This is a genomic window from Streptomyces zaomyceticus, assembly GCF_014656215.1.
In the GTDB taxonomy this organism is placed as follows: domain Bacteria; phylum Actinomycetota; class Actinomycetes; order Streptomycetales; family Streptomycetaceae; genus Streptomyces; species Streptomyces zaomyceticus.
Genome location: NZ_BNBZ01000013.1, coordinates 170140 through 187699, shown reverse-complemented (window position 1 = coordinate 187699; position 17560 = coordinate 170140). Strand labels below are relative to the sequence as shown.

General features: G+C 73.5%; 12 protein-coding genes. 7 read left to right on the top strand and 5 right to left on the bottom strand.

What is annotated here, in order from left to right; genetic code table 11:
• Window positions 1-56 precede the first annotated feature (56 nt).
• Complete coding sequence (locus IE311_RS19070; protein ID WP_189832917.1) at window positions 57-1166, bottom strand: C40 family peptidase; 1110 nt, start codon at window positions 1164-1166, stop codon at window positions 57-59.
• 340 nt (window positions 1167-1506) lie between these two features.
• Between IE311_RS19070 and IE311_RS19065 the strand changes: the two genes are divergently transcribed.
• Together IE311_RS19065 and pcrA are read left to right on the top strand one after the other, a co-directional pair.
• Window positions 1507-1860: a hypothetical protein gene (locus tag IE311_RS19065; RefSeq protein WP_189832916.1), complete on the top strand. Its 354-nt coding sequence runs from the start codon at window positions 1507-1509 to the stop codon at window positions 1858-1860.
• 124 nt (window positions 1861-1984) lie between these two features.
• On the top strand, window positions 1985-4435 hold the full coding sequence (gene pcrA, locus IE311_RS19060; protein WP_189832915.1) for a DNA helicase PcrA: 2451 nt from the start codon (window positions 1985-1987) through the stop codon (window positions 4433-4435).
• Between the two features lie 108 nt (window positions 4436-4543).
• On the opposite strand, the gene IE311_RS19055 is transcribed toward pcrA, so the two are convergent.
• Both IE311_RS19055 and IE311_RS19050 read right to left on the bottom strand, forming a co-directional pair.
• Window positions 4544-6250, bottom strand: a complete 1707-nt coding sequence (locus IE311_RS19055) for a M23 family metallopeptidase (RefSeq protein ID WP_189832914.1) — start codon at window positions 6248-6250, stop codon at window positions 4544-4546.
• Window positions 6251-6473: 223 nt separating this feature from the next.
• A complete protein-coding gene (locus IE311_RS19050; RefSeq protein ID WP_189832913.1) occupies window positions 6474-7265 on the bottom strand; it encodes a lipase family alpha/beta hydrolase in 792 nt (263 codons plus the stop codon).
• Between the two features lie 305 nt (window positions 7266-7570).
• On the opposite strand from IE311_RS19050, the gene IE311_RS19045 reads away from it, so the two are divergent.
• Entirely contained in the window at window positions 7571-7978 is a 408-nt protein-coding gene (locus tag IE311_RS19045) for a cobalamin B12-binding domain-containing protein (protein ID WP_024758053.1), read from the top strand.
• A 78-nt stretch (window positions 7979-8056) separates the two neighbouring features.
• On the opposite strand, the gene IE311_RS19040 is transcribed toward IE311_RS19045, so the two are convergent.
• Window positions 8057-9835: a DUF5691 domain-containing protein gene (locus IE311_RS19040; RefSeq protein ID WP_229902013.1), complete on the bottom strand. Its 1779-nt coding sequence runs from the start codon at window positions 9833-9835 to the stop codon at window positions 8057-8059.
• Between the two features lie 86 nt (window positions 9836-9921).
• Window positions 9922-11295, bottom strand: a complete 1374-nt coding sequence (locus IE311_RS19035) for an SWIM zinc finger family protein (RefSeq protein WP_229902012.1) — start codon at window positions 11293-11295, stop codon at window positions 9922-9924.
• A 154-nt stretch (window positions 11296-11449) separates the two neighbouring features.
• Between IE311_RS19035 and IE311_RS19030 the strand changes: the two genes are divergently transcribed.
• The 4 genes from IE311_RS19030 (at window position 11450) to IE311_RS19015 (ending at window position 17155) form a co-directional block, all read left to right on the top strand.
• Window positions 11450-11866 carry a hypothetical protein gene (locus IE311_RS19030; protein ID WP_189832912.1) on the top strand — a complete coding sequence of 139 codons (417 nt, stop codon included), beginning with the start codon at window positions 11450-11452 and terminating at the stop codon, window positions 11864-11866.
• Window positions 11867-12033: 167 nt separating this feature from the next.
• Entirely contained in the window at window positions 12034-13191 is a 1158-nt protein-coding gene (locus tag IE311_RS19025; protein ID WP_189832911.1) for an ATP-binding protein, read from the top strand.
• Window positions 13192-13325: 134 nt separating this feature from the next.
• On the top strand, window positions 13326-15713 hold the full coding sequence (locus tag IE311_RS19020) for a DUF5682 family protein (RefSeq protein ID WP_373313898.1): 2388 nt from the start codon (window positions 13326-13328) through the stop codon (window positions 15711-15713).
• A gap of 242 nt (window positions 15714-15955) precedes the next feature.
• Window positions 15956-17155 (top strand): VWA domain-containing protein, encoded by a 1200-nt coding sequence (locus IE311_RS19015; protein ID WP_189832944.1) that lies wholly within the window; start codon window positions 15956-15958, stop codon window positions 17153-17155.
• The last annotated feature ends 405 nt before the right edge of the window (window positions 17156-17560 follow it).

Below are 17560 nucleotides of genomic sequence, written 5' to 3'. Positions count from 1 at the left end.
GGCCCGGGTGAGGCCGATGCCCTGCCCTGCCCTGCCCGGGCCGGTCTGCGGTGCTGTCAGCCCACCCGGGTGGCGCCGGCGAAGGGCATCTCGTCGATGGGGGCGATGCGGATCGGGGCGCCGGGCCTGGGAGCGTGGATCATCCGGCCGCCGCCGATGTAGAGACCGACGTGGCTGATCCCGGAGTAGAAGAAGATCAGGTCCCCGGGGGCGAGCTGGGCCCGGGAGACGCGCCGGCCCGCATTGATCTGGGTGTAGGTGGTGCGGGGCAGGGAGATGCCGGCCGCGCGCCAGGCGGCCTGGGTGAGGCCGGAGCAGTCGTACCCGGAGGGTCCTGTCGCTCCCCACACATACGGCTTGCCGAGTTGGGCGTGGGCGAAGGAGACGGCCTGGGCGGCGCGGGCGTTCGGGGCGGTCACCGGGCCGCGGTCGCCGCCCGAGGAGCGGTCGGCCCGGGTCGTGGCCGTGCCGCCCGACGTGGTCGTCGAGGCCGTGCCGGCGTGCGCGGCCGAGGAGCCGTCGCGGCCGGCGGCGGCCGCCTCGTACCGGGCGCGTTCCTCGGCGGTCAGCCGGGCGAGCAGGGTCCGTGCCTCCCGGAGCTTGCCGAGGACGGCCTCCCGCTGGCGCCGCAGCTCCGTCTCGTGTCCGCGCAGCGCGTCCAGGCGTCCCGTCGACTCGCCGCGCAGCTGCCGGATCGCGGCGAGCTCACGGCGTACGAGGCCGACGGCGGCCGCCTGCCGCTCCCCGGCCTTCTCCGCGAGTGCGGCCCGCTCCAGGTACTCGTCGGGGTCGGAGGTGAGGGCGAGCTGGACGGCGGGGTCGAGCCCGCCGGACCGGTACTGGGCGGCGGCCATGGCACCGAGGCCGTCCCGCGCGGTGTTGAGCCGCTGGGTCCTGCGTGCGGCTTCGTCACGAAGCCGGTCGAACGCGGCGCGGGCCTCGTCCGCCTTCTCCTTCGCCCCGTTGTACCGCTCGGTCGCGACCTCGGCCTCCTCGTAGAGGCGGTCGACCTTCTCCTTGACCTGGGCGGTGGTGGGCCGGGGGTCCGCGTGCCCGGACCCCTCGAAGAGCGTCGCGGTCGCTGCGGAGGCGAGGGCGAGGGTGACGGCGGTGCGTCCGGCCTGACCACCGAGGGGCGACTGCTTGGGCTTTCGGTGTGCTGCCACGAGGGCGGGTCACATCCTCTGCCTGGGGGAACGGGCCCACCGGGCCGACGGCGGGCCGCACAGGGGAGACGGACCGCCGCCGGGTTCTCGGCGGGGGTGACCGACAACCGCCGGAACGCCGACGGTGGTGGGGAGCCGGTCACCTGGTGGAGGACGCTAAACCTGGGGTCACGCCCGGGCGGCGAGTTGACCGCTATTGGCGAGAGTTGTCGGCCGAGGACCGATGTCTTCCGCCCGGGACGGCGGGCGGGGAGACATTGCGGTGGTCGGCCGACCGATGCGCCGGAGTGGGTGGACCCGGCCGGAGGACGGTGCTAGGGCCCCGGTTAGGCTCCGCCCCATGGACGTACTCATCAATGTCTTCGTCGCCCTCCACATCATCGGCATCGCCTCCCTGCTGGGCGGTTTCCTCACGCAGATGAAGGCGATGGGGGCCGGTACGGCCCGTTTCAGCCCGGCGATGCTGCACGGCGCGCTGACCATGCTGGTGACCGGCGTCGCGCTCGTCGGCCTGAACCAGGCGGACGACCAGACCGTGAACAACATCAAGATCGGCATCAAGCTGGCGGTCCTCGTCGTCGTCCTCGGCCTCGTCTACGTCAAGCGGGACGAGGAGCGGGTCGACAAGGGTGTTTTCGCCGCGGTGGGCGGCCTGACCACGGCGAACATCTTCATCGCGACCCTCTGGACGTGACCGGTTCGACAGTGCGTCGCGGCCCGTCCCGCCGGCGGGTGTGACCGGTTCCGCAGGCCGTCGGGGAAGGCGGGTCCCGAAGGCGGGCCCGGATGTCGGTGGGGCGTCCTAGACTCGTGAGGCGATGAGCAGCCTCTTTGACGACAGCTTCCTGGCCGGCCTCCAGAACCACTCCTCGGAGGAGCCCCCGCCCCACCCCGAGGACGACGAGCACGGCGCCCCGGCCGTGGAGGACGTCCCGCACGACCTCTTCGGGGAGCACTTCGACGTGCCCCCGCCCGCCCGGGACACCCACTACCGCGACGGCCACCCCCGCCCCGTCGTGGACACCGCCGCGCTCCTCGACGGGCTGAACGAGCAGCAGCGCGCCGCAGTCGTCCACACCGACACCCCGCTGCTCATCGTCGCCGGCGCCGGCTCCGGCAAGACCCGTGTGCTCACCCACCGCATCGCCCACCTGCTGGGCTCGCGGCACGTGCACCCCGGTCAGATACTGGCGATCACCTTCACCAACAAGGCCGCCGGTGAGATGAAGGAGCGCGTCGAGCAGCTCGTCGGGCCGCGGGCCAACGCGATGTGGGTGATGACCTTCCACAGCGCCTGCGTCCGCATCCTGCGCCGCGAGTCGAAGCGGCTCGGTTTCACCTCCTCCTTCTCGATCTACGACGCCGCCGACTCCAAGCGGCTGATGTCGCTGGTCTGCCGCGACCTGGACCTCGACCCGAAGAAGTTCCCGCCGAAGTCCTTCAGCGCCAAGATCTCGAACCTCAAGAACGAGCTGATCGACGAGGAGAGCTTCGCCGACCAGGCCGTCGACGGCTTCGAGAAGACGCTCGCCGAGGCGTACCGGATGTACCAGGCGCGGCTGCGCGAGGCCAACGCCCTGGACTTCGACGACATCATCATGACGACGGTCCATCTGCTCCAGGCGTTCCCGGACGTCGCCGAGCACTACCGCCGCCGCTTCCGGCACGTCCTCGTCGACGAGTACCAGGACACCAACCACGCCCAGTACACCCTCGTCCGGGAGCTCGTCGGCACCGGCTACGAGGACCTCGGCCCGGCCGAGCTGTGCGTCGTCGGTGACGCCGACCAGTCGATCTACGCCTTCCGCGGTGCGACCATCCGCAACATCCTCCAGTTCGAGGAGGACTACCCGGACGCGACCACGATCCTGCTGGAGCAGAACTACCGCTCCACGCAGACGATCCTCTCGGCGGCCAACGCCGTCATCGAGCGCAACGAGTCGCGCCGTCCCAAGAACCTGTGGACGAACGCGGGCGCGGGCGCGCAGATCACCGGCTACGTCGCCGACACGGAGCACGACGAGGCGCAGTTCGTCGCCGACGAGATCGACCGTCTCACGGACACCGGCGAGGCCAAGGCCGGAGACGTCGCCGTCTTCTACCGGACCAACGCCCAGTCGCGTGTCTTCGAAGAGATCTTCATCCGCGTCGGACTGCCGTACAAGGTCGTCGGCGGCGTGCGCTTCTACGAGCGCAAGGAGGTCCGGGACGTCCTCGCGTATCTGCGTGTCCTGGCCAACCCCGAGGACAACGTCCCGCTGCGCCGCATCCTGAACGTCCCGAAGCGGGGCATCGGCGAGCGCGCCGAGGCGATGATCGACGCCCTCTCCCTCCGCGAGAAGATCACCTTCCCGCAGGCCCTCAAGCGGGTCGACGAGGCGTACGGCATGGCCGCGCGCTCGGCGAACGCCGTCAAGCGCTTCAACGCGCTGATGGACGAGCTGCGCACCGTCGTCGAGTCCGGCGCGGGACCGGCCGTCGTCCTGGAGGCCGTCCTGGAGCGCACGGGCTATCTGGCCGAGCTGCAGGCCTCGACCGACCCGCAGGACGAGACCCGGATCGAGAACCTCCAGGAACTCGCCGCGGTGGCCCTGGAGTTCGAGCAGGAGCGCGGCGAGGAGCCGGCGACGCTCGCCGAGTTCCTGGAGAAGGTCGCGCTCGTCGCCGACTCGGACCAGATCCCGGACGAGGACGAGGAGGGCCGGGGCGTCATCACCCTGATGACGCTGCACACCGCGAAGGGCCTGGAGTTCCCGGTGGTGTTCCTCACCGGCATGGAGGACGGCGTCTTCCCGCACATGCGCGCCCTCGGTCAGGCGAAGGAGCTGGAGGAGGAGCGGCGTCTGGCGTACGTGGGCATCACGCGCGCCCGTGAGCGGCTCTACCTCACGCGCTCGTCGATGCGCAGCGCCTGGGGCCAGCCCTCGTACAACCCGGCCTCGCGTTTCCTGGAGGAGATCCCGCCGGCGTACCTGGAGTGGAAGCGGACCGGTCCGATGGCGAAGCCCGCCGGGCCGACGTCGGGGATCACCTCCTCGCTCTCCTCGTCCCGTTCGCGCTCCGGCCCCTCGGGCTTCGCCACCCGGCGTGCCGGGGAGAAGCCGGTGATCTCCCTGCAGGTCGGCGACCGGGTCACGCACGACCAGTTCGGCCTCGGCACCGTCATGACGGTGACCGGCGCGGGCGCGGACGCCCAGGCGACGATCGACTTCGGCGACGAGAAGCCGAAGCGGCTGCTGCTGCGGTACGCGCCGGTCGAGAAGCTGTAGCGGCGCCGGGACGCCCCGGCGCCGGGAACGACACGGCGCCGGGAAAGCGGCGGTGACGGGAAAGGGCCCCGGCGGGAAGCCGGGGCCCTTTCCGTACCTACGGGAAGTTCAGTTGGTCGGGTCGAGACCGTGGCTGCGCAGCCAGGCCAGCGGGTCGATCGCGAAGCCGCCGGCGGGCCGGACCTCGAAGTGGAGGTGCGGGCCGGTGGAGTTGCCGGTGTCGCCGGAGTAGGCGATGACGTCGCCGGCCTTCACCTGACCGGAGCGGATCTTGGCGCTGCTGAGGTGGCAGTACCAGGTCTCGGTCCCGTCGGGGGCGGTCACGATCACCATGTTGCCGTAGGCGCTGTTGATCTGGGTGCGGACGGTGCCGTCCGTCGCGGCCATCACGGGGGTGCCGGTCTGCACGGGGAAGTCGATGCCGGTGTGCACGGACATCCAGTTGACGCCCGACTGGCCGAAGCGCGCGCTGAGCCGGTGGAGCTCCACCGGCAGCATGAACTTGGGGCGCAGCGCCTCCTTGCGGGCCGCTTCCTCTTCGCGCTTCTTCTTCTCGGCCGCCTGGCGGACCTTGAGGTCGATGCGCTCCTGGGTGCGGCTGGCGCGGTCGCCGAAGTCGCGGGCGTCGGCGCTGAGCGCGGCGAGCTGGGTGTCGAGCGCGTTGTTGGCGGCGACCTGCTTGACGGAGGAGGGGTCCGCGGCGGCGAGCGCGGTGGTGTTCTTCTCCTTCTGCCCGCCCTCGGTGCCGGCTCCGGTGAGTCCGCCGACGGAGGCGGCGGCGATGCCGGCGACGCCCATGACGCAGGCGGAGGGGACGGCGACGGTCAGCAGCGCGGACCGCTTGGCGGGGGTACGGCGACGGCCGCGGCTGCCGCCGGAGTTGCGGCGCACGGGGCGGCCGGCGACGGGGGAGTCCGTGCGGAGCTCGACGGCGGGCCCGTCACCGCGGTCGGCGTCGAGGTCGTCGGCGCTGTCGTACGCGGCCTCGCTGTCGTACGCGGCCTCGGCGTCGTATCCGGCCTCGGTGTCGTCGAGGTCCGCGAGGTCCTCGGCACCGTGGGCGTCCCCGGTGTGCGTGGCGTGTGCTGCGCTGTCGGCGGGCTGTTCGTCGTACGGGTACGCCGTCTCCGCGTGGGCCTCGGCGGTGCCCGCCTCGGTCTCGGTGACGTACTCGAACGAGAACTCCGCGGTGTGCTCGGCCTGCGGGGTGTACTGGTGAGGGACGACCGGCTCGGCCTCGGGGGCCGCCTGGTTCCACGCGGTCGCGTCGTAGGCGCCGGTGTCGGTCGCGAAGGCGGGGGCGGCCCACTGGCCGGTGGCGTCGTAGGCCTCGTAGCCGTACGCGCCCTGGGCGGCGTAGGCGCCGGAGTGGACGTTCTCGTACTGACCGGTGTGCTGGGCGTCGGTCCAGGCGGAGGCGTCCCACTGGCCGGTGGTGTCGTACGTGGCACCGGCGTCGTACGGGGGAGTCGTGTCGTACTGCCCGGTCGTCGTCCCGTAGGTGCCGGTGGTGTCGTAGGCGCCGGTGGTGTTCCACTGCCCGGTGGCGTCCCACTGGCCGGTCGTGTCGTACTGACCGGTGGTGCCGTACTGCCCCGTCGTGTCGTACTGCGTGCCCGTGGTGCCGTAGTGCGTGGTGTCGTACTGCCCCGTCGTCCCGTACGTGCCGGTGGTGTCGTACTGGCCGAGATTCCACTGGCCGCTGTGATCGGCCTGCCCATCGGCGTAGGAGCCGAACAGCGGGTCGGTGGCGAAACTGCCGGTGGTGTGGGCGCCGTCTCCGGCGTACCCGGCGTGGGGGTGCTGGTCGTTCACCAACGTCTCTCTCGCCTCGGCAGCAGGACCAGTCCGGGGCGGGCCCGACGAGGGGTGTCCCGGGGGGAAGCAGTGGCGCGACTGTACCCGGCGGTATGCGCAGCCGACAATCTTCGGAGGGGTTCGCGCCCGCAGGAAACGGGCAATCGGCCGTGTTTCGCCAGCTCACGGAGAGAGCTTTGGCCTTGTGTTCGAGGAACGTTCGAAGAACGGCGTCGGAGTGTCACGCGACGGAGGTCGCGCCCGGCTCCTCCTCCCGTGCTCCCGGAGCCTCCGGCCCGTCCGCCTCGAGGGCCTCACGGACCCCTGCGGCCACCGTCGGGTGCACCGGCAGCGCGAGATGGCCGATCCCGCTGACGCGGACGTTGTGCACGACCAGGTCGGGGTGGTCGAGACGGGCCGTCTCGACCGGCACCATCACCTGGTCGAGATCGCTCCAGAAACTCACGAAACGGGTCCGGCAGCCGGGCGAGGGCCCGGCGAGCTCCCGCAGCACCTCCGAGCCGGGACGCATCTGCCGCACCAGCGGGTGCGCGTCGGCGAGCGGGGCGACGGTGGTGCCGGAGTGCGGGGTGCCGAGCATGACCAGGGTCCGTACCCGGGTGTCACCACCGAGACGCTGTACGTAATAACGGGCGATGAGCCCACCCAGACTGTGCCCGACGATGTCCACCTCGGCGTGCCCCGTACGGGCGAGGATCTCGTCCACCCGGCGGCCCAGCGCTTCGGCGGCGGCCCGCAGGTCGCAGGTGAGCGGTGAGTAATTGACCGACTCGACACGGTCGCGGCCGTTCCTGGTGAGGGAGCGGCGCAGCAGGACGAAGACCGAGCGGTTGTCCACGAAGCCGTGCAGGAGGACGACCGGCCGCCGGCCCGGGGTGATCGCCGGCGGGGTGGCGGTGGGCGAGAGGCGCTCGGCCACGATCCCCGACGGGTACAGGACGAGGTGTCCGGTGAGGATCGCGAGCTCCAGGGCGGTGGCCTTCATCAGGGCGGTGACCTTGGTGAGCTCCATGACAGACCTCCCGAACGGCACGCGGGGCCGAACGGTACGCCGGTACGCCCCGCCCCCGCGCCGCACGGACGGCGGCACGGAGGCGCGGCGACCTCGTCGCGGCTCCCTTTGCGGCCGTGCCCCGCTTGCGGCTGGTGGGCCCAGGAGGAGGGCCCGAAAGCGGGGTACGGCGCAGAGCGAACATGTCCCACGTGTGATTTCCCCCTCGCTCGCCACCGCGAAACAGACGGTTGCGGGATGCTGGAGATAACGTTCGTTCACCTCCCCGGGGCATTCAGGCGCGGGGGTCGCATGTGGAGGCAGTGATGGGTGTGACCGGTCCGATCCGCGTGGTGGTTGCCAAGCCGGGTCTCGACGGCCACGATCGCGGGGCCAAGGTGATCGCGCGGGCACTCCGCGACGCCGGTATGGAGGTCATCTACACCGGACTCCACCAGACGCCCGAGCAGATCGTCGACACCGCGATCCAGGAGGACGCCGACGCCATCGGCCTCTCGATCCTCTCGGGCGCGCACAACACCCTGTTCGTGAAGGTCCTGGAGCTTCTCAAGGATCGCGACGCGGAGGACATCAAGGTCTTCGGCGGCGGCATCATCCCGGACGCGGACATCGCGCCGCTGAAGGAGAAGGGCGTCGCGGAGATCTTCACGCCCGGCGCCACGACGGCGTCCATCGTCGACTGGGTGAACGCGAACGTCCGCGTCGCCGCGTAGTCCTTTTCGGCGATGCGCACCTCATGACCGAGGAAGGGCCCTCCCTCCGGGGAGGGCCCTTCCTGTCGTGCCGACGGCTCACGGGGACGCCGGAGTCCCCGGGGCCGGCGACGGTTCCGTGAGTTCGGCTCTCATCGCCGCGCGCAGCCGGAGCGTGGAGACCAGGCGCTGGAACGCCTCGGCCCAGTAGCCGCCCGCACCGGGGGAGATGTCCTCGGTCTCGTCCGGCCGGGCCGTCAGGGACTCCAGCTGCCGCGCCGCCTCCGGAGCGAGGCAGCGCTCGGCGAGGCCCATCACCCCGCTGAAGCTCCACGGGTAACTGCCCGCCTCCCGCGCGATGTCGAGGGCGTCGACCACCGCCCGGCCGAGCGGCTCCGCCCACGGCACCTCGCAGACGCCGAGCAGCTGGAAGGCCTCCGACAGGCCGTGGGCGGCGACGAACGCGGCGACCCACAGGGCCCGTTCCTCCGGGGGCAGCGTCGAGAGCAGCTGAGCCCGCTCCGCGAGCGAGGAGGTGCCGGGGCCGGTCGCGGGCGGTGTCGCCGGGGAACCGAGCAGGGCGCGTGACCAGGCCGCGTCCCGCTGCCGTACGGCCGCCCGGCACCAGGCCGCGTGCAGTTCGTTCTGCCAGTCGTCGGCCACGGGCAGCGCCACGATCTCCTCCGGCCCGCGCCCTCCGAACCGCGGTGGCCAGCAGGACAGCGGTGCGGCTTCGACGAGCTGGCCCAGCCACCAGGACCGCTCGCCCCGCCCGGCGGGCGGGGTCGCCGTGAGCCCGTCCCGCTGCATCGCCGTATCGCACTCGTGCGGGGCCTCCACGGTGATCGTCGGTTCGTCCGCCGTCCGGTCGAGACCGACGCAGGTCACCGCCCGGCCCGCCATCCTGCCCGCGAGCGCCGAGGCCGGCAGGGCGGAGAGCAGTTCGGCGGCGGTGGCGCGCACATTGCGGCTGCGGTCTCCGAGGGCGGCCTCCAGGAACTCCTCGTCCGCGTCGGAGAGCCCGGTCCGCAGCGAGTCCACGAACATCAGCCGGTCCTCCGCCCGCTCGGTGGACCAGGTGGACGCGAGGAGGGCGCGGCCGGCCGTCGGATCCGCCGCCCGTACGGCGCCGAGCAGGGCGACCCGCTCGGCGAAGAGCCCCTCGTCCCACAGGAGCCGCACGCCCTCCCGGTCCCCGGGGGCCGGGAGCGAACTCCCCGCGCCCGCACCCCGCAGGGCGAACCTCCACTCGGGGTTGAGCCGGGCCAGCCACAGACCGCGTGGCCCGGCCAGCCGCAGGGTCTGGGGTCGCAGATCGGTACGGGCCCTGGCCGCGTCGAGGAGGGCGGGCAGGGTGGCGGCCGGGGCCTTGTAGCCGCGCTCGTTGGCGAGGAGGAGCCACTGCGGGAGCAGTTCGGTGAGGTCGGGAGCGGCTCCGCGCCGTCCGGCGGGCGAGGGTGCGGCCCGTCCGGCGAGCAGCTGGTCGAGCCGCCGCCGGGCCGCCTCGGGCAGCGGTTCGCGCGGGTCCTCGGGAGCGGGTTCGGGCGGTGGCGCGGCGGGCCCGGCACGCAGCCCCGCCCTGCGCCGAACGGTGTGCAGCGCGGCGGCGTCGAGCAGGGCGCCCGGCGCGTCCCGGGTCGTTCTTCCGGCGAACCGGGCGGGTGTACGGCGGTCCGTGCCGAGCAACGCCGAGGTGACGAGCTCCTCCCAGACGGAGTCCTCCGGGACATCGCCGGCGAGCGCGACACCGCCGTCGGGCGCGGGAGCGGCGCCGAATCCTGGAGCGGTGTCGGTGCCGGTGCCGGTGCCGATGTCGATGCCGACGTCGGTGGGAGGCAGGGGTTGAGGTTGGGGCTGGGGTGTCGTGTCCGTCTCCATCGAGCTCCTCCGGGCAGGCCGTCGGCCGTGGGCGGGGGACGTACCGGGGGTCGTACCGGTCTTCGCGTCGGTGTCCGTTCCGGAGGTCATACGAGAGGGACCGTCTCTCCCGGAGTCTCCGGGGACCAGGCGGCCAGCGGCGTGAAGCCGCGGTGCCCGCACTCTCCGAAGACCGTCACCGGGGCGCCGCCGGACAGGGCGACCAGACGCCAGAGACCGGGCCGGGACTGGGCGGCGGGCGTCAGCGGCAGGGCCTCGCGGCCGTCCGCGTCGGCGAGCTGCCAGCCGTACTCCGCCCTCGCGGGGAGCACCCCGCTCAGCGTCACGGGCCAGGAGTCCAGCCATGGATCCTCGCGCAGCGCGCGGCCGTACGCGTCGAGGGCCGCGCCCACCGGTCCGCCCGGCGGCGGGGCGGCGGGACCCGCGACCGGGACGAAGCGCTCGCCCGGCTCCGCCCGCAGCTGACCGGAACCCGTGTGCGGTGTCAGCTCGCCGTCGAGCACCGCGCCCACGGGGAGTGCCAGTCGGGGAGCCCTTCCCGCCGCGCCGAAGGAGAGCAGGAGCGCGGTGCGGCCGCTCGCCGTGCCGTGCAGCCAGATGCGCCGGGTGGTCAGCCGGGCGTCGGCCGCGTCGTACTGCGCGAGGACGAGCCAGTGGTCGCGCAGCGGCACCCCGTCGACCGGGGCGGTGAGGCCGACCCGGGTCCGTACGGTCGCCGCGAAGGGCGCGGGGAGCCGGTCGGCGCCGAGCCAGGCCCGGTCGAGGAGATGGGTCAGCGCGCACTCCTCCAGGAGCCGCACGGGCCAGCCGGGCCCCGAACCCGGTATGGCCCCCAACTCCCGCACCCGGCCCGCCAGTCCCGGCGCCTGGGCGTCGACCATCCGGGCCGCCGTCTCCTCCCACGGTCCGTACCCCGCCTGCTCGGCCGCCGCCAGACCGCCGCGCAGCAGATCGGTGAGCCGCTGCTCCAACTCCTGTGCCCCCGAGGTGATCCGGGCGGCTCTCCGCTCGGCCCTGCGCCGCGCCGCCTCGGGATCCGCCGGGCCCGCTGCCGCGCCGCCCTCGGCTCCGAGAGCCGCGCTCGCGGTACCTCCGGCGCTTCCCGTGCTTCCGGCGTGCTCGCGTCGGTCCGTGAGCCACCGCGCGGCCCAGTCGGGAGCGGTGGCCTCCTCGATCGCCGCCGCGTCCGAGGCCTGGAGCAGCAGCAGGCCCAGCGCGTGCTTGCACGGGAACTTACGGCTGGGGCACGCGCACAGGTAGGCCGGGCCCGTGGTGTCGACGACCGTCCGGTACGACACGCCGCCGCTGCCCTTGCACAGCCCCCAGACGGCGCCGCCTCCGCGGCCGGTGCCCGACCACGGTCCGGCCGTGCCCAACGCGCTTCCCGCTCTGCGCGAGGCATCGTCAGGAGCCAGTGCCAGCACCTGCTCGACCGAAACGCGCACCCCCATGGCATTCATGCACCCGACGGTAGAGGTCGCCACTGACAATGCCTCTGGCCTGCATGTTCAGGGGTCGTGAAAGGGTCGTGAAAGGATTTGACTTTACCCTTCCTTTACGATTCTCTGCGCGAGACCAACTGATCCACCGCAACTGCTTCAGGGGAACCACGCAATGAACCGCCGCACCACCCGCACCGCCGTCTCGGCCCTCGCCGTCCTCGGTCTCGCCCTCGGTCTCGGAGCCTGCTCGGAGGCCGCCGAGAAGGCCGCCGACCAGGTCGACAAGTCCGTGGGGGAGTCCTACGAGGTCACGTACGAGGTCACCGGCAAGGGGATCGAGTCCATCGACTACCACGCGGGCGACGGCACCGCGATGGCGCCGGAGGTCGTGTCGGAGAAGAAGCCGACCACCCCGTGGAAGAAGACCGTGAAGCTGAAGGGCATCATGCCGCCGGCCGTCATGCCGGTCTCCCTCAGCCCCGCCGACCTCACCTGCAAGGTCATCTACCAGGGCAAGGTCATCAAGGAGGCCAAGGCCGAGCAGGCGATGGCCGGCGGCTGCGTCGCCGTCTCCCCGGTCGTGGGCTGATCCTCCCCGACGACGGGGCGGCCGCCCGCCCCGTCCCGATGGGGACCGACTCTCCATCACCCCTCCACGAACCCTCCAACTGCCCCTGACCAGCGGTGACATCCGAATGTCAGTGGCATGGTGCACGGTGGATCGCACAGCAGGTCGAACGATCTGGAGGGGGATCCATGCCCGTGCCCGAAACCATCGCGCAGCTCGGTTCCGGTGTCGAGACGGACACCGGACCGGGGCGGCCGCAGGCCGTGACCGAAGCCCTGCGGCCGCACGCGGAGCACGCCTTCGCCGACGAACTCGCCGCGCTCGCCGCGGCCGACGACCGGCCCCGCCCCGCCCGCTGGCGGCTCTCGCCGTGGGCCGTCGCCACCTACCTCCTCGGCGGCACCCTCCCCGACGGGACCGTCGTCTCACCCAAGTACGTGGGACCGCGCCGCATCGTGGAAGTCGCCGTCACCACCCTCGCCACCGACCGGGCGCTGCTCCTGCTCGGTGTGCCCGGCACCGCCAAGACCTGGGTCTCCGAGCACCTCGCCGCCGCCGTCAGCGGCGACTCCACCCTCCTCGTCCAGGGCACCGCCGGCACCCCCGAGGAAGCCGTCAGGTACGGCTGGAACTACGCCCAGCTCCTCGCGCACGGCCCCAGCAGGGACGCCCTGGTGCCGAGCCCCGTGATGCGGGCGATGTCGCAGGGCATGACGGCCCGGGTGGAGGAGCTCACCCGTATCCCCACCGACGTGCAGGACACCCTCATCACGATCCTGTCCGAGAAGACCCTCCCCGTCCCCGAGCTCGGCCAGGAGGTGCAGGCCGTCCCCGGGTTCAACCTGATCGCCACGGCCAACGACCGGGACCGCGGCGTCAACGAACTCTCCAGCGCGCTGCGCCGCCGCTTCAACACGGTGGTGCTGCCGCTCCCCGCGACCCCCGAGGCCGAGGTCGACATCGTCGCCCGCCGCGTCGAGCAGCTCGGGCGTTCCCTCGCGCTGCCGGCCGTCCCGGACGGGGCCGACGAGATCCGTCGGGTCGTCACCGTCTTCCGCGAGCTGCGCGACGGGGTCACCACCGACGGACGGACCAGGGTCAAGTCCCCCTCGGGAACGCTGTCCACGGCCGAGGCCATCTCCGTCGTCACGGGAGGACTCGCCCTCGCCGCCCACTTCGGCGACGGCGTCCTGCGCTCGGCGGACATCGCGGCGGGCATCCTCGGCGCGGTCGTCCGCGACCCGGCGGCCGACCGCGTCGTGTGGCAGGAGTATCTGGAGACGGTGGTCAGGGAGAGAGACGGCTGGAAGGACTTCTACCGCGCCTGCCGCGAGGTGAGCGTATGACTGCCGCGGCCACGGCCGCGCAGGACGCCGCCGCGGGCCGGGACGCGGGGCCCGGCGTCCCGGGGCCCGCCGCGCCGGGCCCCGACATCGCGGAGACCGGTGTCCCGGAGGCCGCCGTCCCGGAAACCGGTGGCATGGGTGTCGCCGGTGTCTCCGGTGGCTCGGGCAACGTCCTCCCGGTGGCCCCGGTGGCCCCGGTGGCCCCGGTGGCCCCGGTGGCCCCGGTGGTTCCGGTGCGTCCGGGAGCCGGGTCTGCGGCGCGGGTCGGCGGAGGACCCCTCGTGCTCGGGGTACGGCACCACGGGCCCGGATCGGCGCGCGGGGTGCGGGCCGCGCTGGACGCGGAGAAGCCCGCCGTCGTGCTCGTCGAAGGCCCCGCCGAGGCCGACGCGCTCGTGGCGCTCGCCGGGGACCCCGGCATGCGGCCGCCGGTCGCGCTGCTCGCCCACGCCGTGGACGACCCCGGGCGGGCCTCGTTCTGGCCGATGGCCGAGTTCTCGCCCGAGTGGGTCGCGATCCGCTGGGCCCTCGACCGGGGCGCCGCCGTCCGCTTCATCGACCTGCCCGCCGCCCACACCCTCGCCGCGGCCGACCCCACCTGGGACGACGGGGAGGACGAGGTCTCCGGCAGCGGCCTGCGGATCGACCCGGTCGCCGAACTCGCCGGGGCCGCCGGGTACGAGGACGCCGAGCGCTGGTGGGAGGACGTCGTCGAACTGCGCGGCGACGGCGACCCCACCGCTCCCTTCGTGGCCCTCGCCGAGGCCATGGGCGCGCTCCGCGAGGCGTACGGGCACGGCGGCCATCCCCGCGACCTCGTCCGCGAGGCGTACATGCGGCTCCGGCTGCGTGCCGCCCGCAAGGAGTTCGGCGACGCCGTCGCCGTCGTCTGCGGCGCCTGGCACGTCCCCGCCCTCACCCGGAAGACCACCGTCACCGCCGACCGGGCCCTGCTCAAGGGCCTGCCCAAGGTGAAGACCGAGATGACCTGGGTCCCCTGGACCCACCGCAGGCTCGCCCGCCGCTCGGGATACGGCGCCGGAATCGACGCGCCCGGCTGGTACGGGCATCTCTTCGCCGCGCCCGACCGGCCCGTGGAGCGCTGGATGATCAAGGTCGCCGGACTCCTCAGGGCCGAGGACCACCCCGTCTCTCCCGCCCATGTCATCGAGGCCGTCCGGCTCGCCGAGACCCTCGCCGCCCTGCGCGGCCGGCCGGCCCCCGGGCTCGACGAGACCACCGACGCCGTCCGCGCCGTCCTGTGCGAGGGCTCCGACGTACCGCTCGACCTCGTCCGGGACCGTCTCGTCGTCGGCGACGTCCTCGGCGAGGTCCCGGCCGGCGCCCCCGCCGTCCCCCTCCAGCGCGATCTGACCCGCCGCCAGCGCACCCTGCGCCTCAAGCCCGAGGCCACGGAGCGCGACCTCGAACTCGACCTCCGCAAGGAGACGGACGGTGACCGCAGCCGGCTGCTGCACCGGCTGCGCCTGCTCGACGTCGGCTGGGGCGAACGGGCCGCCGGACGCGCCGGGACCGGCACCTTCCGGGAGACCTGGCGGCTGCGCTGGGATCCCGAGCTGCACGTCCGGGTCGCCGAGGCCGGTGTCTGGGGCACCACCGTCGAGGCCGCCGCCACCGCGAGGGCCCGATCCCGGGCCCTCGCGGCGACGGCCCTCGCCGATGTGACCGCCCTCGCCGAGCACTGCCTCCTCGCCGGGCTCGGCGACGCGCTCCCCGCCGTGATGAGGGCGCTCGCCGACCGGGCGGCGCTCGACACCGATGTCGCCCATCTCGCCCAGGCCCTCCCGTCCCTGGCCCGCTCCCTGCGCTACGGCGATGTCCGCGGCACCGACACGGCGGCCCTCGCCGAGGTCGCGGCCGGCCTCGCCGAACGGATCTGTGTCGGCCTGCCACCCGCCTGCGCCGGCCTCGACACCGACGCGGCCACCGCCATGCGCGAGCGGATCGACGAAGTGCATCAGGTTCTCGGCCTGCTGCCCGGAGCGGACGAGCTGACCGTCCGCTGGGCGGGCGTCCTGCGCCGGCTCGCCGACCTCGACCGGATACCGGGTGTCCTCAGGGGCCGGGCCGCCCGGCTCCTTCTGGACGAGGAGCGGATCGGCGACGACGAGGCCGCCCTGCTCATGAGCCGCGCCCTGTCGCCGGGGACCCCGCCGGCCGACGCCGCCGCCTGGATCGACGGCTTCGCCGGCGGGGCCTCCGGCGGCGGCCTGCTCCTGGTCCACGACGATCGGCTCCTCGGCCTGCTGGACGCATGGCTCACGGGTGTGCCGGCCGAGGCGTTCACCGACGCCCTTCCGCTGCTGCGCCGCACCTTCTCGGGATACGAGCCGGGTGTCCGCCGCACCCTCGGCGAGCTGGTCGCCCGCGGCCCCGGCTCCGCCGGCCCGGCGCACTCCGTGCCCGGCGTCCCCGGCTTCGCCCCCACGCTCGACCGCGAACGCGCGGACGCCGTGCTGCCCCTCCTCCACCTCGTCCTCGGCTCGGAGGCCCTCGAATGACCCCACCCACCGACCCGACGGCCGCCCACGCCACCGCCCCGGCCGACCACCCGGCCGCCATCGCGGCCGTCGGCCGGACCGCCGACCACCCGGCCGCCATCGCGGCCGTCGGCCGGACCGCCGACCACCCGGCCGCCATCGCGGCCGTCGGCCGGACCGCCGACCTGACTGCCGCCTTGGCCACCGGCTCGGCCACCGCCTCGGCCGCCACCCCGGCCACCGGCCCGACCGCCACCCCGCCCATCGGCCCGACCGCTGTCCCGGCCCCCCGCCCGGCCGCCGCTACCGATCCGGGGCGCGAGGACGAGCGGTTGCGGCGCTGGCGGCTTGTGCTGGGGGGAGGGGAGGCCGACGGCACCGGACGGGCGCTCACCGGCACCGACGCAGCCATGGACGGAGCCCTCACCGCGCTCTACGGACGCGGGAGCCAGGGCGGCGAGCGCACCGGACGGGACCGTTCGGCGGGGCTCGGTGCCTCGGCGCCCTCCGTCGCCCGCTGGCTCGGCGACATCCGTACGTACTTCCCCGGCTCCGTCGTCCAGGTCATGCAGCGCGACGCCATCGAGCGCCTCGGCCTCGCCACCCTCCTCCTGGAGCCGGAGATGCTGGAGGCCGTCGAGGCGGACGTGCACCTCGTCGGCACCCTGCTCTCCCTGCACAAGGCCATGCCCGAGACGACGAGGGAGACCGCCCGCGCCGTCGTGCGCAAGGTCGTCGACGACCTGGAGCGGCGTTTCGCCGCCCGCACCCGCGCGACTCTCACCGGCGCCCTCGACCGTTCCGCCCGGATCAGCCGTCCCCGTCACCGGGAGATCGACTGGGACCGTACGATCCGCGCCAACCTCAGGAACTATCTGCCCGAGCACCGCACGGTCGTGCCCGAGCGGCTCGTCGGCCACGGGCGCGCCTCCCGGGCGATACGGAAGGAGGTCGTCCTCTGTATCGACCAGTCCGGCTCCATGGCCGCCTCGGTCGTCTACGCCTCGGTCTTCGGCGCGGTGCTCGCCTCCATGCGGTCGATCGCCACCCGCCTGGTCGTCTTCGACACCGCCGTCGTGGACCTGACCGACCGGCTCGACGACCCCGTCGACGTCCTCTTCGGCACCCAGCTCGGCGGTGGCACCGACATCAACCGCGCCCTCGCCCACTGCCAGGCGAAGATCACCCGCCCCGCCGACACCGTGGTCGTCCTCATCAGCGATCTCTACGAGGGGGGCATCCGTGACGAGATGCTGAAGCGGGTCGCCGCGATGAAGGCCTCGGGAGTCCAGTTCGTCGCGCTGCTCGCGCTCTCCGACGAGGGCACCCCGGCGTACGACCGTGACCACGCGGCGGCGCTGGCCGCGCTCGGTGTCCCGGCCTTCGCCTGCACGCCCGACCTCTTCCCGGAGGTGATGGCGGCCGCCCTGGAGAAGCGCCCGCTGCCGGTACCCGCGGTCTGAAGGGCCGCGGCCGCCCGGCCGGGCCCGATCCTGCCGCGCCTCGATCCCTGCCTGCCGGGCCTGCCGGGCCGGGTCCGGTCCTGCCGGGCCCCGATTCCGTCGGTCGCCGGTCCTGTGGGGCCCGGTCCACCGGCACCCGCCGCTACGGAATTCGTCGTCGCCGGACCACCCGCACGGGTGCCCCGGGGGTGATTGAGTCCCATATCACAGTCGTCCCAGAACGCCCCTCACCTGCACTTCCGGCGCGTCGTGAGGAGTCGGGAGGCCAGGCCCCGCATGCTCCGAACGCCGCAAGTCCCCACCCCTCACCCCCTACGGACGGCCCCCTCGTCCCTACGATCTGTGACCCGTATCACCGCTCCGTTGTGATCTGCGATTTAGGGACCCACGCCCCTCGGCGATAAC

Coding starts and splice junctions, on each gene's coding strand:
- IE311_RS19045 (WP_024758053.1), top strand. CDS start 7,571: ATGGGTGTGACCGGTCCGATCCGCGTGGTGGTTGCCAAGCCGGGTCTC.
- pcrA (WP_189832915.1), top strand. CDS start 1,985: ATGAGCAGCCTCTTTGACGACAGCTTCCTGGCCGGCCTCCAGAACCAC.
- IE311_RS19020 (WP_373313898.1), top strand. CDS start 13,326: ATGGGTGTCGCCGGTGTCTCCGGTGGCTCGGGCAACGTCCTCCCGGTG.
- IE311_RS19065 (WP_189832916.1), top strand. CDS start 1,507: ATGGACGTACTCATCAATGTCTTCGTCGCCCTCCACATCATCGGCATC.
- IE311_RS19035 (WP_229902012.1), bottom strand. CDS start 11,295: ATGAATGCCATGGGGGTGCGCGTTTCGGTCGAGCAGGTGCTGGCACTG.
- IE311_RS19025 (WP_189832911.1), top strand. CDS start 12,034: ATGCCCGTGCCCGAAACCATCGCGCAGCTCGGTTCCGGTGTCGAGACG.
- IE311_RS19040 (WP_229902013.1), bottom strand. CDS start 9,835: ATGGAGACGGACACGACACCCCAGCCCCAACCTCAACCCCTGCCTCCC.
- IE311_RS19050 (WP_189832913.1), bottom strand. CDS start 7,265: ATGGAGCTCACCAAGGTCACCGCCCTGATGAAGGCCACCGCCCTGGAG.
- IE311_RS19030 (WP_189832912.1), top strand. CDS start 11,450: ATGAACCGCCGCACCACCCGCACCGCCGTCTCGGCCCTCGCCGTCCTC.